Consider the following 17,374-nt stretch of genomic DNA (forward strand, 5'->3'; position numbering starts at 1 on the left):
TGCCTGTCCGCCAGTTCAGGATCCTCCGGCGTCTGCTCGGACGCCAGCGCGATCGCGTTCGTCAGCTGGAGCAGGTCGTCGATCGACACGTCCTCCCGCACGGCCCCCGCCCCCTGGGCGCGGGTGAGCAGCGCCTCGCCCGCCGTGCGCAGCGGCACGTTGCACTGCCCGAGCGCCGTCGTGTCGTCGCACGGCGCGGACATCAGCGCGCGCGACAGGCCGCGGTACTCGCCCGCGTACGTGACGAACGCCCGCAGCCACTCCACCAGAGCCCGGCACGGCTGCTGGGCCGCGCCCAGTTCGCGCGCGTGGTCGACGAGCGCGGTCAGCGCGTCCTGGAAGACGGCGCTCATCAGGGCCTGGCGGTTGGGGAAATGCCGGTACAGGGTGCCGATGCCGACGCCGGCCCGGCGCGCGATGTCCTCGAGCGAGGTGTCGGTGCCGTGTTCCGCGAAGCCCGCGCGCGCCTCGGTCAGGAGGCGTGCGTAGTTGCGGCGCGCGTCCGCGCGCATGGCCCTGCGCGGTGGTGCCGTGGCCGGGGTCCTCGCCATGTTCCGCCGTCCTTTCCGCGCCGTCGCTACCCCATCGCGCGCTGTGGCGCGTGGCCGGGTGGGCGCGTGGTCGGTGTGGCACACAGCATGCCATCCGGCGGCGCGGACCGCGCCGGGTGCCGGGGAAGCGAACGTCCCCCGCACCCGGCGGCCTGACTCGGTTCAGCCCGAGTGCGTCCTCAGTCCTTGATCTCGCAGATCGCCGCGCCGGAGGTGAGGGACGCGCCGATGGTGGCGTTGAGGTTCTTGACGGTGCCGGAGCGGTGCGCGTTGAGCGGCTGCTCCATCTTCATCGCTTCGAGGACGACGACGAGTTCGCCCTCCTTGACCTCCTGGCCCTCCTCGACGGCCACCTTCACGATGGTGCCCTGCATGGGGGAGGCGAGCGTGTCGCCGGAGACGGCCGAGGCCGCCTTCTTCGCGGCGCGCCGCTTGGGCTTGGCGCCGGCGGCGAGGCCGGTGCGTGCCAGGCTCATGCCGAGGGAGGACGGCAGCGATACCTCGAGGCGCTTGCCGCCGACCTCGACGACGACCGTCTCGCGGCCCTCCTCGTCGCTCTCGCCGTCAGCGGGGGCGCTGAAGGGCGGGATGTCGTTGACGAACTCCGTCTCGATCCAGCGGGTGTGGATGGTGAAGGGCTCGCTGGTGAACGCGGGGTCCTTCACGACGGCGCGGTGGAAGGTCAGCGCGGTCGCCATGCCCTCGACGGTGAACTCCTCCAGGGCGCGCGAGGCGCGCTGGAGTGCCTGGGCGCGGGTGGCGCCGGTGACGATGAGCTTGGCGAGCAGGGAGTCCCAGGCGGGGCCGATGACCGAGCCGGACTCGACGCCGGCGTCGAGTCGGACGCCGGGGCCGCTCGGCGGGGCGAAGGTGGTGACGGTGCCGGGGGCGGGCAGGAAGCCGCGGCCGGGGTCCTCGCCGTTGATGCGGAACTCGATGGAGTGGCCGCGCGGGGTGGGGTCGTCGTAGCCGAGGGGCTCGCCGTCGGCGATGCGGAACATCTCGCGGACGAGGTCGATGCCGGAGACCTCTTCGGTGACCGGGTGTTCGACCTGGAGGCGGGTGTTGACCTCGAGGAAGGAGATGGTGCCGTCGGCGCCGACGAGGAACTCGACTGTTCCGGCGCCCACGTAGCCGGACTCCTTGAGGATGGCCTTGGAGGCGCGGTAGAGCTCGGCCTTCTGGTCGTCGTTCAGGAAGGGCGCGGGGGCCTCCTCGACGAGCTTCTGGTGGCGGCGCTGGAGGGAGCAGTCGCGGGTGGAGACGACGACCACGTTGCCGTGCTGGTCGGCGAGGCACTGGGTCTCGACGTGGCGGGGCTTGTCGAGGTAGCGCTCGACGAAGCACTCGCCGCGGCCGAAGGCGGCGACGGCCTCGCGGACGGCGGAGTCGTACAGCTCCGGGACCTCTTCGAGGGTGCGGGCGACCTTCAGGCCGCGGCCGCCGCCGCCGAAGGCCGCCTTGATCGCGATGGGCAGGCCGTGCTCCTTGGCGAAGGCCACGACCTCGTCGGCACCGGAGACGGGGTCGGGGGTGCCGGCCACGAGAGGGGCGCCCGCGCGCTGGGCGATGTGACGGGCGGAGACCTTGTCGCCCAGATCGCGGATGGCGTGCGGCGGCGGGCCGATCCAGGTGAGCTCGGCGTCGAGGACGGCCTGCGCGAACTCGGCGTTCTCCGAGAGGAAGCCGTAGCCGGGGTGTACGGCGTCGGCGCCGGAGTCACGGCACGCCTGGATGATCTTGCCGATGTCGAGGTAGCTGGCCGCCGGGGTGTCACCGCCCAGCGCGAACGCCTCGTCCGCCACGCGTACATGCAGCGCGTCCCGGTCGGGCTCCGCGTAGACCGCCACGCTCGCGATACCGGCGTCCCGGCAGGCACGGGCCACACGGACAGCGATCTCGCCACGGTTGGCGATCAGCACCTTGCGCACGATTGCTCCCTCCAAATAAAACAAGCCGAATTCAGGGACTGCCGACATGGTCTTGCGACCTGTCCCCAATGGTGAGCTCGCCCACACGGAGCGTGATACGAGGTTCGCCCAGGTAACGAAATCCCTTGTGGGCACCACGGTACGCCGGGATTCTCCTCCGCACAGTAGCGTCCTGATGTGGCTCAGCTCTCTGTGCGGGTAGCCAGCGCCGAATCGAGTTTCTTTGTAGGGATCCCATAGCAGGGCTTGAGTGGAGCCCGTGTCAGGGCCTTCTGCCGCGTAACCCTTGTCCCACTCTTTACCGGTGAGTAGCGTGCTCGGAGCCCTCCGTACTGGTGGTAACTGGGGGGCGGCGGGCCGACGGAGGAGGACACGTGGAGGCAGTGACGGCAGGAGGCGCGGGTGGCGCGGGGGACGCGGGCGAGGGCGGGCACATAGGGCGCCGGCCTCTCGTCTGGGTGGCCGGGGTGACGGCGGTGATCGTCCTCGTCGAGGCGGTGGTGATGGTCGCGACCGCCGCGTTGCTGTCCTCGGTCGTGCACGGCCAGCACATGTCCCTGGCCGGCATCAAGCCCTCGGCGATAGCCCTGGGCGGCTGGGTCGGATGCGGGGCGGCCGCCGTGTTCCTGCTGGTCTGCGCGGTGGTGCTGGCGCGAACGGCCCTCCGTGACCGGGCGCCGGGCAGGGTGGGACGGATCTTGCTCATCGCGGCCGCGGTCGTGCACGGGGTGCTGGGGGCCGTGTCGACGGGGCTGCTGGGGTGGGGCGTCTTCGCCGTGATGATGGTGGTGCTCGGCCTGCTGGTGTGGGTGCTCCTGGGGTACGGGCAGGACGGCCGCGCCCGAGGTGACGCGGCCCGCGCGTCGGGCAGGCCGGGCAGGCCGGCCGCGGCCGGCCCGTCACGCCCAGAGGCTGGTGAGGGACACGTCCAGTTCAAGGAGAAGCCGGCGGAGTAGCGGCAGCGAGAGCCCGATCACGTTGGAGTGGTCGCCGTCGATGCCGTCCACGAACGGCGCGGAGCGGCCGTCCAGGGTGAACGCGCCCGCCACATGCAGTGGTTCGCCCGAGGCGACGTAGGCGGCTACCTCGTCGTCCGTGGGCGTGCCGAACCGCACGGCCGTCGACGCGGTGCGCGCCGCGCGTGCGCCGGTCGCGGTGTCGATCACGCAGTGCCCCGTACGCAGGTGTCCCGTGCGCCCGCGCATCGCCTTCCAGCGCGCGGTGGCCTCCTCGGCGTCGGCTGGCTTGCCGAGCGCCTCGCCGTCCAGGTCGAGCACGGAGTCGCAGCCGACGACCAGCGCGCCGGCCGCCTCGGGGCGCGCCGCGACGGTGGTGGCCTTCGCCTCGGCCAGCACGAGCGCCAGCTCGCCCGGCGTCGGCGCGGAGAGCGCGTCCTCGTCGACGCCGCTCACGATGACCTCGGGCGCGAGCCCGGCCGCTCTGAGCAGGCCGAGGCGCGCGGGGGACTGGGAGGCGAGGACGAGGCGGCGGGACGGTGTCATGCGGCCGAGCGTATCGGCCACACGATCGCGCCCACGCGCGTGCCCTCACGCGCCCACGCGCGTGCGGTCAGATTCAGAGGAGCCCGAGCACGAGCATCGCGAGCACCATCGCGAGGGCGATGACGACGCCGGCGCGCCGCAGCATGGACTGCGCGTCGCGCCACTCCCTCGAGGGCTTGTCATCGGGGTCGGACCAGAGCATGCAACCGATGGTGCGTCCGCGACGCGCCCCGCCGCCTGAGTACGCATACTCAACGGTCGGTCACTCACCGAACGGTCCGCCCGCCCCGGCACCGCCCGGAACGCGGGCGGCGCCGGGGGCGCCCATGGCCGGGACGGAGCCGCGCTGTCCCGGCCCCGTCCGGTCAGGCGGGCCAGTATGTGTGAGCCCAGGCGCGGGGGCCCGGGCAGGGTGTGCGCGGGCGGGCGATCCGCGCCGGGGAGGACCACTCCGCGCGCGCCGGGCGCGGGGCGGCCGGGGCGTCGGCGGCTGTCGCCGCGCGCGCCTGGACCACCGCCACGGCCGCCGCCAGCTCCTCCGGCGTCGGGTTGCCGCGTACCACCTTGATCATCGAGAGACCGGCCTTCCTACAGATGCCTACAGGTGCCTACAGGGGGATGTTCCCGTGCTTCTTCGGCGGCAGCGACTCCCGCTTCGTGCGGAGCTGCCGCAGCCCCTTCACCACGTGTGCCCTGGTGTCCGACGGCATGACCACCGCGTCCACGTAGCCGCGCTCCGCCGCGACGTACGGGTTGAGCAGCGTGTCCTCGTACTCCTCGATCAGCTCCGCGCGCCGCGCCTCCTGGGCCGTCGCGTCGCCCGACGCGGCGATCTCACGGCGGTGCAGGATGTTGACCGCGCCCTGCGCGCCCATCACCGCGATCTGTGCCGTCGGCCACGCCAGGTTGAGGTCGGCGCCCAGGTGCTTCGAGCCCATCACGTCGTACGCGCCGCCGAACGCCTTGCGCGTGATGACGGTGATCAGCGGCACCGTGGCCTCCGCGTACGCGAAGATCAGCTTCGCGCCGCGCCGGATGATGCCGCCGTACTCCTGGTCGACGCCCGGCAGGAACCCCGGCACGTCGACGAAGGTCAGCACCGGGATGTTGAACGAGTCGCAGGTGCGCACGAACCGCGCGGCCTTCTCGCTCGCGTTGATGTCGAGGCAACCGGCCAGCTGCGTCGGCTGGTTGGCGACGACGCCGACGGGGAAGCCCTCTATGCGGCCGAAGCCCGTCACGATGTTCGGGGCGAACATCGGCTGCGTCTCCAGGAACTCGCCCTCGTCGAGCACGTGCTCGATCGCGGTGTGCATGTCGTAGGGCTGGTTCGCCGAGTCCGGGATCAGCGTGTCGAGTTCGCGGTCCTCGTCCGTCGTGTCGAGCGACGCCTCCTCAGGGAAGGCCGGCGGCTCGCTGAGGTTGTTCGACGGCAGGTAGGACAGCAGCGACTTGACGTACTCGATGGCGTCCTTCTCGTCGCCCGCCATCTGGTGCGCCACGCCCGACGTCGTGTTGTGCGTACGCGCGCCGCCCAGCTCCTCGAACCCCACGTCCTCGCCCGTCACCGTCTTGATGACGTCGGGACCCGTGATGAACATGTGCGAGGTCTGGTCGACCATCACCGTGAAGTCCGTGATCGCCGGCGAGTACACCGCGCCGCCCGCGCACGGCCCGACGATCAGGCTGATCTGCGGCACCACACCCGACGCGTGCACATTGCGGCGGAAGATCTCCGCGAACAGGCCGAGCGCGACCACGCCCTCCTGGATCCGCGCGCCGCCGCCGTCGTTGATCCCGACCACCGGGCAGCCCGTCTTCATCGCGAAGTCCATGACCTTCACGATCTTCTCGCCGTACACCTCGCCGAGCGAGCCGCCGAAGACCGTGAAGTCCTGCGAGTAGACGCACACGGGACGCCCGTCGACCGTGCCGTAGCCGGTGACCACGCCGTCCCCGTACGGGCGCTTCTTCTCGATGCCGAAATTCGTCGACCTGTGCCTGGCGAACTCGTCCAGCTCGACGAACGACCCCTCGTCGAGCAGCAGCCCGATGCGCTCACGGGCCGTCAGTTTCCCCTTGGCGTGCTGCTTCTCCACGGCGGTCGACGTGCCCGCGTGCGTGGCCTCCTCGATCCGCCGCCGCAGATCGGCGATCTTGCCCGCGGTGGTGTGCAGGTCATCGCCCGCTCCCGTCGCGGTGTTCGGTTCCGGCGCTGCCGACTCGGTCGGCTCGGTCGGCATGGTCGGCTCGGTCATCGGCATGGGCTCCTACTGATCCGTAGCTTGGTTTCCGTAGCGTATCGGCGCCCCCACCGTTCGGCAGTGCGGCGTTTGCCACACATAGGCTGCCTTGCATGACGGAGCCGAATACCCCAGCGAACCGCTGGTCCGACCTCGACCGACCGCCGCTGGACGCCAAGGGGCTGCGCCGGGCGCTCATCAAACCCGCTGGGCTGTGGACCTCGCTCGACGTGGTCGACGCGACCGGATCGACCAACTCCGACCTGGCGGCGCTCGCGACCGGGGCGTCCGGGGCGTCCGGGGCGTCGGGCCCAGGCGCCGGGGACGAGGTGCCGGCCGAGGGCGCCGTGCTGGTCGCCGAGGAGCAGACGGCGGGACGCGGTCGGCTCGACCGCGACTGGACGGCACCCGCACGCTCGGGCCTGTTCTTCTCCGTGCTGCTCAGGCCCGGCGGCGACGTGCCGGTCGAGTGCTGGGGCTGGCTGCCGCTGCTGACCGGCGTCGCCGTCGCCACGGGCCTGGCGCGAGCCGCCGGCGTCGACACGTCCCTCAAATGGCCCAACGACCTGCTGGTGACCGTGGACGGCGAGGAGCGCAAGGCCGGCGGCATCCTCGCCGAGCGCGCGGGCGAGGACGCGGTCGTCGTCGGCGTCGGCCTCAACGTGTCGCTGCGCGCCGCGGAACTGCCCGTCCCCACGGCGGGGTCCCTCGCGCTCGCCGGGGCGGTCTCGCTCGACCGCGAGACCCTGCTGCGGGCCGTGCTGCGCTCGATCGAGCAGTGGTACGGGGACTGGCGCGCGGCCGGCGGCGACCCGGCCGCGTCACGGCTGCAGGAGGCGTACGCGGTGGGCTGCGCGACGCTGGGCCGCACGGTGCGCGTCGAGCTGCCGGGGGAGCGCGAGCTGCTGGGCGAGGCGGTCGCGATCGACGGGGACGGTCGGCTGGTCGTCGCGACGGAGGCGGGCACGCGGGAGCCGGTGTCCGCGGGCGACATCGTGCACCTGCGCACGGCGCGGGAGGACTGACGGGACCGAGCCGTCCGGCTGCGTCCGGCTCGGTGCGGCTCGGTCCGGCGCTGCGCGGTGCGGGTGGGTACGTATGGGTGGGCAGGGGGCCCTGAGCTGGGCAGGCGGGACGTGAGCCACGGCACACCTGCCGTATCGTTGAGGCAGTTCACGAAGATCGGTCAGGGATCGGCAGGACAGTGCGCAGGGAACGGGCAGGAGGCGGCTGGTGACCGTCGACGACACCAATTCCGGCGGGGAGGACCCGCAGCCCCGGCCGGAAGCCACCGCCGCTGACCAGCCGGCCGACCAGGCCCCACCCCCGCAGGCGCCGCCGTCCGGCGATGCACCGGAGGACGGCGGGCCCGTGGACGGCGACCCCGCAGGCGCGCCGTCGGACGGCGAGGGTGCCGCGGGAGACGCCCACGGGTCCGATGCCGAGGAGCCCGGCGCCGGGGAGCCCGATCCCGACGGGTCCGGCGCGGACGGGCCCGGGGAGCCCGGCCCCGACGGGTCCGACGCGAACCGGACCGGCGCCAACGGGTCCGGTGCGGACGGGTCCGGTGCAGACCGGTCCGGCGCGGACGAGCCCGGCGCCGAGGGGCCCGGCACGGACGGGTCCGACGCGGACCGGCCCGGCGCCGACGCGGCGCCCGCCGAGGACGCCGACGGGGCGCCCGCCGAGGACGCCGACGGGGCGCCCGCCGAGGACGCCGGCGGCGCCGACCAGCACACCACGCACCACCTCGTCGAGCACACGGCCGAGCCCACGGACAACCCGCTCGCCATCCGCATCGAACAGCTCATCCTCGGCGCCGAGCGCCAGTACACGCCCTTCCAGGCGGCCCGCACGGCGGGCGTCTCCATGGACCTCGCCTCCCGCTTCTGGCGCGCCATGGGCTTCGCCGACATCGGCCAGGCCAAGGCGCTCACCGAGGCCGACGTGCTGGCGCTGCGGCGCCTCGCGGGCCTGGTGGAGGCGGGGCTGCTCAGCGAGCCGATGGCCGTACAGGTCGCGCGGTCGACGGGGCAGACGACGGCCCGCCTCGCCGAGTGGCAGATCGACTCGTTCCTCGAAGGGCTGACCGAGCCGCCCGAGCCGGGCATGACCCGCACCGAGGTCACGTACCCGCTGGTCGAGCTGTTGCTGCCGGAGCTGGAGGAGTTCCTGGTGTACGTGTGGCGGCGCCAGCTCGCCGCCGCGACCGGGCGCGTCGTCCAGGCGGCCGACGACGAGGAGATGGTCGACCGGCGCCTGTGCGTCGGCTTCGCCGACCTCGTCGGCTTCACGCGCCTGACCCGGCGCCTTGAGGAGGAGGAGCTGGGCGAGCTGGTCGAGGCGTTCGAGACGACCTCGGCCGACCTGGTCGCCGCGCACGGCGGCCGCCTGATCAAGACGCTGGGCGACGAGGTGCTCTTCGCCGCGGACGACGCGGGCATCGCCGCGGAGATCGCGCTCCGGCTCATCGAGACCATGACGAACGACGAGTCGATGCCCGCGCTGCGCGTCGGCATGGCGTTCGGCACGGTCACCACACGCATGGGCGACGTCTTCGGCACGACGGTCAACCTCGCGAGCCGCCTCACGTCGATAGCGCCGAGGGACACCGTGCTGGTGGACGGCGCGTTCGCGGAGGAGCTCGTACGCGCGGGCGAGGCGCCCGAGTCGGAGGCGCTGGCGGCCGAGGAGGTGGCGAAGGCGGAGAAGGAGGGCGCCGAGCCGCCCGCGTACCGCTTCGGCCTCCAGCCGATGTGGCAGCGCCCGGTGCGCGGGCTCGGCGTCGTGGAGCCCTGGCTGCTGGCGCGCCGGACGAACTGACGGCCTGACGGCCGGGCCGCACCAGGCCCCCGGCCGCCGGCGTGTGCCAGGCCGTAAGCTCCCGGGTGGCCGGTGAACCAGCGTTAACCGGCTGCCGGCCACCGCTGCCCTGGCGACCGGCGCAGGTCACAGGCGACACGTCGACGTGGGAGGGCCCATGAGCAGCGAGGACACCGCGCGAGCGGAGCAGGAGCGGCGCTACGGGGAGTTCGTCGCCGTGCGGCGCCACGGCGACGGCGGTCACGTCGCCGAGCTGCTGCTCGACCGGCCCAAGGCCATGAACGCCGTCTCGACGGCCATGGCGGCCTCCATCGCCGCCGCCTGCGACGCGCTGGCCGCCGACGCGTCGGTCAGGGCCGTCGTGGTCGCCTCCAGCCACCCGCGCGCCTTCTGCGTCGGCGCGGACCTCAAGGAGCGCAACGGCTTCACCGACCTCGACCTGATGCGGCAGCGGCCCGTGGCGCGCGCCGCGTACACCGGCGTGCTGGAACTGCCGATGCCGACCATCGCCGCCGTGCACGGCTACGCGCTCGGCGGCGGCTTCGAGCTCGCGCTGTCCTGCGACCTGATCGTCGCGGACCCGACGGCCGTCGTCGGCCTGCCCGAGGTGTCCGTCGGCGTCATCCCGGGCGGCGGCGGCACGCAGCTGCTGCCGCGCCGCGTGGGCGCCGCGCGCGCCGCGGAGCTCGTCTTCACCGCGCGCAGGGTCGAGGCGCCCGAGGCGCGCGAGCTCGGGCTCGTCCACGCGCTGGCCGCGGACGGCGCCGACCGCGACGAGGCGCTCGCGCTGGCCGCGCGCATCGCGGCGCACTCCCCGATCGGCCTGCGGGCCGCCAAGCGCGCCCTGCGGCTCGGGCACGGCCTCGACCTGCGGACGGGCCTCGACGTCGAGGACGGCGCGTGGCGCTCCGTGGCCTTCTCGGCCGATCGGGCCGAGGGCGTGGCGGCGTTCAACGAGAAGCGCGCGCCGCGCTGGCCGGGGGAGTGACGCACACGGCGGCCGGCACGGCGGTCGCACACCTGCCTGGCCAGGGTGAACGTTCCGTAGTCGCGCATCGCTCCGGGTGATCGAAGTACCCAAACCACCCTAAGGTGGGGTTATGGGAGTAGATGTGCGAATGCGGGCGATGGTCGCGCTCGCGCAGGGCATGGCGGCGGCGCACTCGCCCCGCCAGTCCTGGCGCGCCGCCGCCAGGGGCGCACGCGACGCGCTCGGCGGCAGCTTCGCCGCGCTGTCGATCTGGGAGCGCGACCTCGGCAGGCTCAGGGTCTTGGTGAACGCCGGCGAGCGTGCGTTCGGCGAGGAGGAGTTCCCCGAGGACGAGGCGTACCCGGTGCACCAGTTCCCGGAGATCGCGGAGTTCCTGCACGAGAAGTGGGCGGGCGGCGGCGGGCCCAACGCGTGGGTCGAGACCGCCCAGGGCCCGGCCGCCGGCGACCCCGGCTACTGCCACCAGCGCGTGGCGGCGCTGCGGCGACGCGGCCGCGGCTGCTGCGTGGTCGCGCCGATCATCCTGCACGGCCGTGCCTGGGGCGAGCTGTACGTGGCGCGGCCGGTCGGCGCGCCGCTGTACGACGCGGACGACGCCGACTTCGCGACGGTCATCGCGTCCGTCGTGGCGTCGGGGATAGCGCAGACCGAGCGCCTCGAAGAGGTGCGGCGCCTGGCCTTCACCGACCCGCTGACGGGCCTGGCCAACCGGCGCGCCGTCGACGCGCACCTGGACGAGGCGATCGCGCGCCACCGTGCGGACGGCACGGTGGTGAGCCTCGTGGTGTGCGACCTGAACGGGCTGAAGCGGGTGAACGACACGCACGGCCACGCGGTGGGCGACCGTCTGCTCGAACGTTTCGGCATGGTGCTCTCCGTATGCGGCGCCAAGCTGCCGGGCGCGCTCGCCGCACGCCTCGGCGGGGACGAGTTCTGCCTGCTGACCGTGGGACCTGGCGCGGACGAGGTGATCGTGGTCGCGGACGAGCTGTGCCGGCGCGCGGGCCGCCTCGACCTCGGGGACGGGGTGGCCTGCGGGGTCGCGTCGACGGCGGACCCAATCGGCCGGGTCGGCTCGGCGCGCCGGCTGTTCCGCCTCGCCGACGCCGCGCAGTACCGGGCCAAGGCCGAGCACGCGTGCGGCCCGATCGTCGCGGGCCGCGACGACGCGACGATCCGCCTCGCGGACGCGGCCCCGGACACCCCGGCCCCGACGGAGGGCGCCCGCCGCCACTTCCGCGACACGCACCCCCCGCTCCCCCCGGCGGAGCCGGGCCCCCCGAACGCCCCGAAGGAGGGCCCGCCCCGACCGTGAGGCACCCCGGCCCTGTCCCGGCTACATGCCGTGGGCAGGAGGCGCCTTCGTCATGTCTGCCAGAGCCCTCACACGCGAAAGGTCTTGCGCCTACCCTGACAGCGTCGAGCTGTTCAGAGAGGGGGCAAGGCAGTGCCGTCAGACGCTACCCCGGACCCGTACGCCGACCCTCTCGTATTCGGCCAGCGCATGCAGATCCTCCGGCAGAAGCGCGGCTTGACCCGCCCCGTCCTGGCGGGTCTGCTCGGCCGGTCGCAGTCGTGGGTCAAGCAGGTGGAAGGCGGCCGGATTCAGACGCCGAAGCTGGCCACGATCCTCCGGATCGCCGAAGTTCTCCGAGTCCGTGACCTCTCGGACCTGACAGGTGACCAGACCGCTCCGGTGGACCTGTTCATCGGTCCCGGGCACTCGCGACTGCCCGCGGTGCGCAACGCGATCAACGCCTTTCCCGTCGTCGGCGATCGCGAGGCGCCGCCGCCCGAACACCTGAGGGCACGTCTCGATCGCGCGTGGGTCGCACGCCACCGGGCCCCGAACCACCGGGAGGTCATCGGCAGCCTGCTGCCCGACCTCATCCGTGATGCGCAGCTCGCTGTGCGCCAGGCAGACGCGGCCGCCGACCGGCGAGCAGCGCAGGCGATCCTCTCCGAGGTGTACTCGCTCTCGCAGTTCTTCCTCGCCTACCAGCCCGACAGTGCGTTGCTGTGGCGCGTCGCCGAGCGCGGCATGGTCGCCGCGCAGGAGAGCGAGGATCCGCGTGCGATCGGCCTCGCCGCCTGGCTGGCCGCGCAGGCGCACCGAGACAGCGGTCCCGCCCATTTCGATGCGGCCGACGCCGTCACCCGGGAGGCCTTGCGCTACCTGGCCCCTCATCTGCCGGACGGCGGTGACGGCGTGCAAGCCATCGCGGGTGCCCTTCAGTTCGAGGCCGGGTACACGGCCGCGCGGCGCGGCACGAGCGGGGAGGCGTGGGGCCTGTGGGACCGGGCACAGCGTGCCGCCAAGCGGCTCGCCCCGGGCTACTACGACCCGGTCACCTCGTTCTCACGGGCCATCATGGGCGCCCACGCCGTCACCGTCGCTGTGGAGCTCGGCGCCGGCGGGGAGAGCGTCCGGCAGGTGGCAGCCTCCGACGCGCCGGCCATCCCGTCGCGGCCGCGGCTGGCCCGTCACCGCATCGAGGAGGCGCGGGCCTACCAGCTGGACGGCCAAGCCCAGACGGCGTTGGCGACGTTGGAGCGAGCGCACGCGGCCGCCCCCGAGACGATCAAGTACAACGGCTACGCCCGGCGCATCGTGCTGGAAGAGACGGAGGCCCGTAGCCCGGCCCGGCGCCAGGCCGCCGCAGGGCTCGCGGTGAAGCTGGGCATCCTGTCGGCCTAGCGGACTGAGGGGCAGGATTCCTGCCCCTCAGTAACACCGAGCGCACTTACGGTCACAGCATGACCGAGACGACGGGGCCACCAGCCGAGGCGCTGCACCCGAACCTGAATACGGACGGGCTCACCGACGAGCAGCGTCGCGGCGGCGCGTGCACATACTGCGGCGGGCCACTGACGACCGGAATCGCCGTCGACCTCGGCGAGCGCCGTGACCCCGACGGCGTGCGCGTGTTCCCCCGGGCCTGCCCGGCCTGCGCCGAGAGGTGCGCGCCATGACGCAGTGCTACAAGGGCGGCCACGACTTCCCCATCGAGGACGAGTACGGCGCGTACTGCGAGGAGCACGGGGTCGAACTCATCCGGAAGCGTCCGCACGACGAGCTGCGCCCGCCGCACCCGCTGATGCCGCGGCCTGCAGCCGACGAGGACGAGGACGGTCAGGCGTCGCGCGCCACCTGACCGCCCCGGGCGCCTACCCGGCAGTCGACGCCCGGGGCGGTCCCTCCATACCTGCCTGTACGCCGAGCTCTGCGGCCGCCTCGGCCGGTTCGTGCACCACGCGCCCGAGCTTTCGGTGGGCCGGAACTGCAAGCCAATCGCCCTGATTTCGAACCCGATGCGGAAGCGCGGGCAGTAGAGTTCCGGGACCGGACGGAGGGAGCAGCGTGATGCAGGAGTGGGCCAACCCGCGGTACCGCGAGCTGGTGGAGGCGCTGAACCAGGCCAACGATGAGCGGCGCGCGGCTGAGATCCCCGCGCGAGGGTTCGTCATCCCCGCGCCCGACGAGAACTGACCCGGCAGCTACCCGAGCCCCTGTGCCGGCAGGCGGCACGATCGCCCTCCTGTGCTTGTACGGCCTGCGCTGCGTTCGGAGCGGGCCACCGCCCTGCCTACCGGAAGCGCGCGGCGCCCGCTTGGCCACCTGAAAGCCGGGGATGCAATGTTTCATTTCGTGTGGGCTGTGGTGGTATGTGTCATCGGTTCGTTGATCGCTCTGGATTATCGAAATCTGGCCCTCCGGGTGTACGACCTCATGGCGATGGTCACGCCCGGCGGCCCACCAGGCCCTCGATTCACCCCGGATCACCTGAGGATTCTATGCGCCGTCATGACAGTGGCCGACGCTGTGATAGCGATTGTCAGGGGCTGGATGCTGTTCGGGTGAGTCCACCAAGACTCTTCGGTCCGTCTTGGGCGCTGTGGCCGCTAAAAGACAGTCATCGTGAATAGAGGGGGAAGATGGAATATTCGATACTGGCCGTCACGCAGGAGTCATCTTCTTCCCCGGGGGTGTTTGCGGCTATTGTTGGAGTCGTGTTCGTGGGGTTTGGTGTTGCTGGCGCCCTCTATTCGAAACCTATTTCCCAACTTATGCGACAGCGCACCTTGGAAATGAGTGAAAGGCGGCGGCTCATTCCGATGCCTGTTGTCAAATTGCGTGCCGCTTTCCCGTCTGCGGGATTCGTTCGAGTTTTCGGTATCCTGTTCCTGTTGATCGGCTTTGCGGCCATCGCGGCTTCTGTTCGTATGCTCGTGCTTGAGTGAAAGCTGGAGGCTCTGTTTTTGACCCGAGCGATCACACCTTCCGTCCTTGACGGTGCTGCAGTCGAGTTGTATGCCTCTCTCGGAGAGGCTCAACGGCCCACTCATAGGACATGGCATTCCGTAGAGCGATTCGACGAACGGGTCTGTAACCTGGCGGTGGCGCGGTATGAGAATGACTCCGAATGCTACCTATTCTATTACTCGGCTGAATGGGAGGTCCTGACGGATACTTTTCATGCCACGCGGCAGGCTGCCGTGGAGCAGGCGCAGTTCGAGTTCACGAATCTCGAATTCACTCCATTCGTGAGGACTGATATGGCGTGAACATTCGTCTTTGTGGTGTCTCGCGACCGGCGCGCCACATGGTCACGTGACGCCGGAGGGCCGGGTCGCGCGTCTGCCCGCCGGGTCGGCGTCCAGAGACCACATGAGACCCCTTCCAGGGAGAGAGATCTGTAAAATGGTGGGTGGCGGCGGGAGACATGCCAGCAGAGAGCGTGCGGCGCCGGTCGATAAATCTCGGCTCAGTAATGTGATTCTGCAAAAGTGGACAGTGGGGCGCGCGCGGATTGGTTACGTCCCGGTCTCAATCGGATTCATTGGCATTGGTGCACTCAGCCCGGAGGCGCCTTCTGTCGAAGGTGTTGTGGCCGGTGTCCTCTGTGGCGTGCTCGGCTCGCGTGGTTGATTTTTTCATTCAGTGCCGGTATCGCGCTGACCGCCGACGCTGTACTGGTGCGTAATTTGTTCAAATGGCACTGGATTCCTCTGTCCAAGGTTACTTCCGTCCAACCCGGATACTACGGTACAGAGGTTTTGTACTCACCGGGCGGCTGGATTATTTGCCTCGCGGTCCAGAAATCTAATTATGCGAAGTGGTTCCACCGCAGGACGCGGGCCGACATGATCTCGGAGGCTGTTCTCTCTGCCGCCGCAGCTGCAAAAAATGGTCGCCCGAGTGAAGCGGACGTCAGGTAGACGGCGGCGCTTCCCGCCGCAACGCCTCAGAAGCCGGCCATGGACTTGTCGAGCACACCGCCCGCAGCCCCGTAGACGCTGCAGCGCACGGAGTGCCCGGCCCTGCGGCGGAGCCGGTACCCGACGAGGAACGACAGCGCGAAGAGTCCACCCAGGACCGCTGCGACCGCTGGGGCGTAGACGAAGTACACGAAGCACGCGATGCCGGTCCAGACCACGAGTGGCAGTAGGGAGCCGCGCAGCAGCGCACCGAACGTGACCTTGGCCGAAGCTGCCGGCAGGGCACGTTCGCGCCACACCCCTATGTGGTTCCTGGTCACGCAATTCTTCCGTTCCATGAAGCCATCACACCAGGAGCCCGCCCGGGTGTCAGTAGCCATGCGCGGTCAGAGCCACGCATGAGGTGACGGCAACGCGCAGGTGCCGAGGTCGTGTCCTTCGAGACGGCCCGTCCCGGGCCGTGGGTGGCGGCGCGCGGCGTGGGCGGTGACAGTTTCCGATTCAGTCCGTACGCTGCTGAATATGGATATGCATACCGTCGTGCTGGGAACCTCGGGCGCCACCGCCGAGGACGTCATCGCCGTCGCCCGGCAGGGCGCGCGTGTCGAGATCGATGCCGGGGCGCTCGACGCCCTCGCCGCCGCCCGCGCCGTCGTGGACGCGCTCGCCGCGAAGCCCGAGCCCGTCTACGGCGTCTCCACCGGCTTCGGGGCGCTCGCCACCCGCCACATCGGGCAGGACCTGCGCGCCCGGCTCCAGCGCAACATCGTGCGCAGCCACGCCGCCGGCATGGGCCCCCGCGTCGAGCGTGACGTCGTGCGCGCCCTGATGTTCCTGCGCCTGAAGACCCTCGCCTCCGGCCGCACCGGCGTGCGCCCCGAGGTCGCGCAGACCATGGCCGACGTGCTCAACGCCGGCATCACGCCCGTCGTCCACGAGTACGGCTCCCTCGGCTGCTCCGGCGACCTCGCGCCGCTCTCGCACTGCGCGCTCGCGCTCATGGGCGAGGGCGACGCCGAGGGCCCCGACGGGACGGTCAGGCCGGCCGGCGAGCTGCTCGCCGCCCACGGCATCACGCCCGTCGAACTGCGCGAGAAGGAGGGGCTCGCGCTCCTCAACGGCACCGACGGCATGCTCGGCATGCTCCTCCTCGCGCTCGCGGACCTCGACCGCCTCTACACCTCGGCCGACATCACCGCCGCCCTCACTCTTGAGGCGCTGCTCGGCTCGCACCGGGTGCTCGCGCCCGAGCTGCACGCCATCCGCCCGCACCCCGGCCAGGGTGCGAGCGCCGACAACATGCTGCGCGTCCTCGCGGGCTCCGCGCTGACCGGCCACTTCCAGGAGGACGAGGCGCCGCGCGTGCAGGACGCCTACTCGGTGCGGTGCGCCCCGCAGGTCGCGGGCGCGGGCCGTGACACCCTCGCCCACGCCCGCACGGTCGCGGAGCGCGAGCTCGCCTCCGCCGTCGACAACCCGGTCGTCCTGCCGGACGGCAGGGTCGAGTCGAACGGCAACTTCCACGGCGCGCCCGTCGCGTACGTACTCGACTTCCTCGCCATCGCCGCCGCCGACCTCGGGTCGATCTGCGAGCGCCGCACCGACCGGCTGCTCGACAAGAACCGCTCGCACGGCCTGCCCGCGTTCCTCGCCGACGACCCCGGCGTCGACTCGGGGCTGATGATCGCCCAGTACACGCAGGCGGCCCTCGTCAGCGAGATGAAGCGGCTCGCCGTCCCCGCGTCCGTCGACTCGATCCCGTCGTCGGCGATGCAGGAGGACCACGTCTCCATGGGCTGGTCGGCCGCGCGCAAGCTGCGCACCGCCGTGGACAACCTGGCCCGGATCGTCGCCGTCGAGCTGTACGCGGCGACCCGCGCGCTCGAACTGCGCACGGCGGCCGACGGCGCCGGGCTCGAAGCGGCGCCCGCGTCGCGTGCCGCGCTCGACGCGCTGCGGGCCGCGGGCGTGGCGGGCGCGGGGCCCGACCGCTATCTCGCGCCCGACCTGGCGGCCGCCGACGCGTTCGTACGGTCCGGGGAGCTGACGGCCGCCGTCGAGGCCGTCACCGGACCGCTGGCCTGACGGAAGAGGGAGGCAGGGGAGGTAGGGG

General features: G+C 71.9%; 18 protein-coding genes. 11 read left to right on the forward strand and 7 right to left on the reverse strand.

The genetic code is table 11. From position 1 onward, the window contains the following. Together JFN87_RS20365 and JFN87_RS20370 are read right to left on the reverse strand one after the other, a co-directional pair. The coding region (locus JFN87_RS20365; protein WP_245180632.1) for a TetR/AcrR family transcriptional regulator at positions 1-551 on the reverse strand (551 nt) is incomplete at its 3' end. Positions 552-730: 179 nt separating this feature from the next. Continuing rightward, complete coding sequence (locus tag JFN87_RS20370) at positions 731-2,482, reverse strand: ATP-binding protein (RefSeq protein WP_209341962.1); 1,752 nt, start codon at positions 2,480-2,482, stop codon at positions 731-733. 374 nt (positions 2,483-2,856) lie between these two features. Here JFN87_RS20370 and JFN87_RS20375 point away from each other — a divergent pair, with 374 nt between their 5' ends. After that, complete coding sequence (locus JFN87_RS20375) at positions 2,857-3,438, forward strand: hypothetical protein (protein WP_307865524.1); 582 nt, start codon at positions 2,857-2,859, stop codon at positions 3,436-3,438. On the opposite strand, the gene JFN87_RS20380 is transcribed toward JFN87_RS20375, so the two are convergent. From JFN87_RS20380 to JFN87_RS20390, 4 genes are all read right to left on the reverse strand, one after another. Then, a complete protein-coding gene (locus JFN87_RS20380) occupies positions 3,382-3,984 on the reverse strand; it encodes a Maf family protein (protein ID WP_209341964.1) in 603 nt (200 codons plus the stop codon). The genes JFN87_RS20375 and JFN87_RS20380 overlap by 57 nt on opposite strands. Positions 3,985-4,057: 73 nt before the next feature. Beyond that, positions 4,058-4,186, reverse strand: coding sequence for a morphogenic membrane protein MmpB (mmpB, locus tag JFN87_RS34165; RefSeq protein WP_267885314.1), 129 nt, complete (start codon positions 4,184-4,186; stop codon positions 4,058-4,060). A 163-nt stretch (positions 4,187-4,349) separates the two neighbouring features. Next, the gene (locus tag JFN87_RS20385; RefSeq protein ID WP_209341967.1) at positions 4,350-4,556 is read right to left on the reverse strand and encodes an acyl-CoA carboxylase epsilon subunit; all 207 of its coding nucleotides are present in this window, start codon (positions 4,554-4,556) and stop codon (positions 4,350-4,352) included. Between the two features lie 36 nt (positions 4,557-4,592). After that, positions 4,593-6,227: an acyl-CoA carboxylase subunit beta gene (locus JFN87_RS20390; protein WP_372449261.1), complete on the reverse strand. Its 1,635-nt coding sequence runs from the start codon at positions 6,225-6,227 to the stop codon at positions 4,593-4,595. A gap of 113 nt (positions 6,228-6,340) precedes the next feature. On the opposite strand from JFN87_RS20390, the gene JFN87_RS20395 reads away from it, so the two are divergent. The 9 genes from JFN87_RS20395 (at position 6,341) to JFN87_RS20430 (ending at position 14,283) form a co-directional block, all read left to right on the forward strand. Further along, on the forward strand, positions 6,341-7,252 hold the full coding sequence (locus JFN87_RS20395) for a biotin--[acetyl-CoA-carboxylase] ligase (RefSeq protein ID WP_209341971.1): 912 nt from the start codon (positions 6,341-6,343) through the stop codon (positions 7,250-7,252). A 208-nt stretch (positions 7,253-7,460) separates the two neighbouring features. Beyond that, positions 7,461-9,050, forward strand: coding sequence for an adenylate/guanylate cyclase domain-containing protein (locus JFN87_RS20400; protein WP_307865525.1), 1,590 nt, complete (start codon positions 7,461-7,463; stop codon positions 9,048-9,050). Positions 9,051-9,207: 157 nt separating this feature from the next. Then, the gene (locus JFN87_RS20405) at positions 9,208-10,038 is read left to right on the forward strand and encodes an enoyl-CoA hydratase/isomerase family protein (protein WP_209341973.1); all 831 of its coding nucleotides are present in this window, start codon (positions 9,208-9,210) and stop codon (positions 10,036-10,038) included. Between the two features lie 112 nt (positions 10,039-10,150). Continuing rightward, positions 10,151-11,356 carry a GGDEF domain-containing protein gene (locus JFN87_RS20410; protein WP_209341975.1) on the forward strand — a complete coding sequence of 402 codons (1,206 nt, stop codon included), beginning with the start codon at positions 10,151-10,153 and terminating at the stop codon, positions 11,354-11,356. A gap of 132 nt (positions 11,357-11,488) precedes the next feature. Beyond that, positions 11,489-12,739 (forward strand): helix-turn-helix domain-containing protein, encoded by a 1,251-nt coding sequence (locus JFN87_RS20415; protein ID WP_209341977.1) that lies wholly within the window; start codon positions 11,489-11,491, stop codon positions 12,737-12,739. A gap of 59 nt (positions 12,740-12,798) precedes the next feature. Next, complete coding sequence (locus JFN87_RS20420) at positions 12,799-13,014, forward strand: hypothetical protein (protein WP_209341979.1); 216 nt, start codon at positions 12,799-12,801, stop codon at positions 13,012-13,014. Then, positions 13,011-13,196, forward strand: coding sequence for a hypothetical protein (locus tag JFN87_RS20425; RefSeq protein ID WP_209341981.1), 186 nt, complete (start codon positions 13,011-13,013; stop codon positions 13,194-13,196). Before JFN87_RS20420 ends, JFN87_RS20425 begins: the two co-directional genes overlap by 4 nt. A 209-nt stretch (positions 13,197-13,405) precedes the next feature. Further along, entirely contained in the window at positions 13,406-13,531 is a 126-nt protein-coding gene (locus JFN87_RS34170; protein ID WP_282961636.1) for a hypothetical protein, read from the forward strand. Positions 13,532-13,977: 446 nt separating this feature from the next. Continuing rightward, positions 13,978-14,283 (forward strand): hypothetical protein, encoded by a 306-nt coding sequence (locus JFN87_RS20430; protein WP_209341983.1) that lies wholly within the window; start codon positions 13,978-13,980, stop codon positions 14,281-14,283. A 1,004-nt stretch (positions 14,284-15,287) separates the two neighbouring features. Here JFN87_RS20430 and JFN87_RS20435 read toward each other — a convergent pair. Then, entirely contained in the window at positions 15,288-15,599 is a 312-nt protein-coding gene (locus JFN87_RS20435) for a hypothetical protein (RefSeq protein ID WP_209341985.1), read from the reverse strand. Positions 15,600-15,783: 184 nt separating this feature from the next. Here JFN87_RS20435 and hutH point away from each other — a divergent pair, with 184 nt between their 5' ends. Continuing rightward, the gene (gene hutH / locus JFN87_RS20440; RefSeq protein WP_209341989.1) at positions 15,784-17,346 is read left to right on the forward strand and encodes a histidine ammonia-lyase; all 1,563 of its coding nucleotides are present in this window, start codon (positions 15,784-15,786) and stop codon (positions 17,344-17,346) included. Positions 17,347-17,374: the final 28 nt, after the last annotated feature.

The sequence above is a fragment of the Streptomyces montanisoli genome, assembly GCF_017813245.1.
GTDB lineage: Bacteria > Actinomycetota > Actinomycetes > Streptomycetales > Streptomycetaceae > Streptomyces > Streptomyces montanisoli.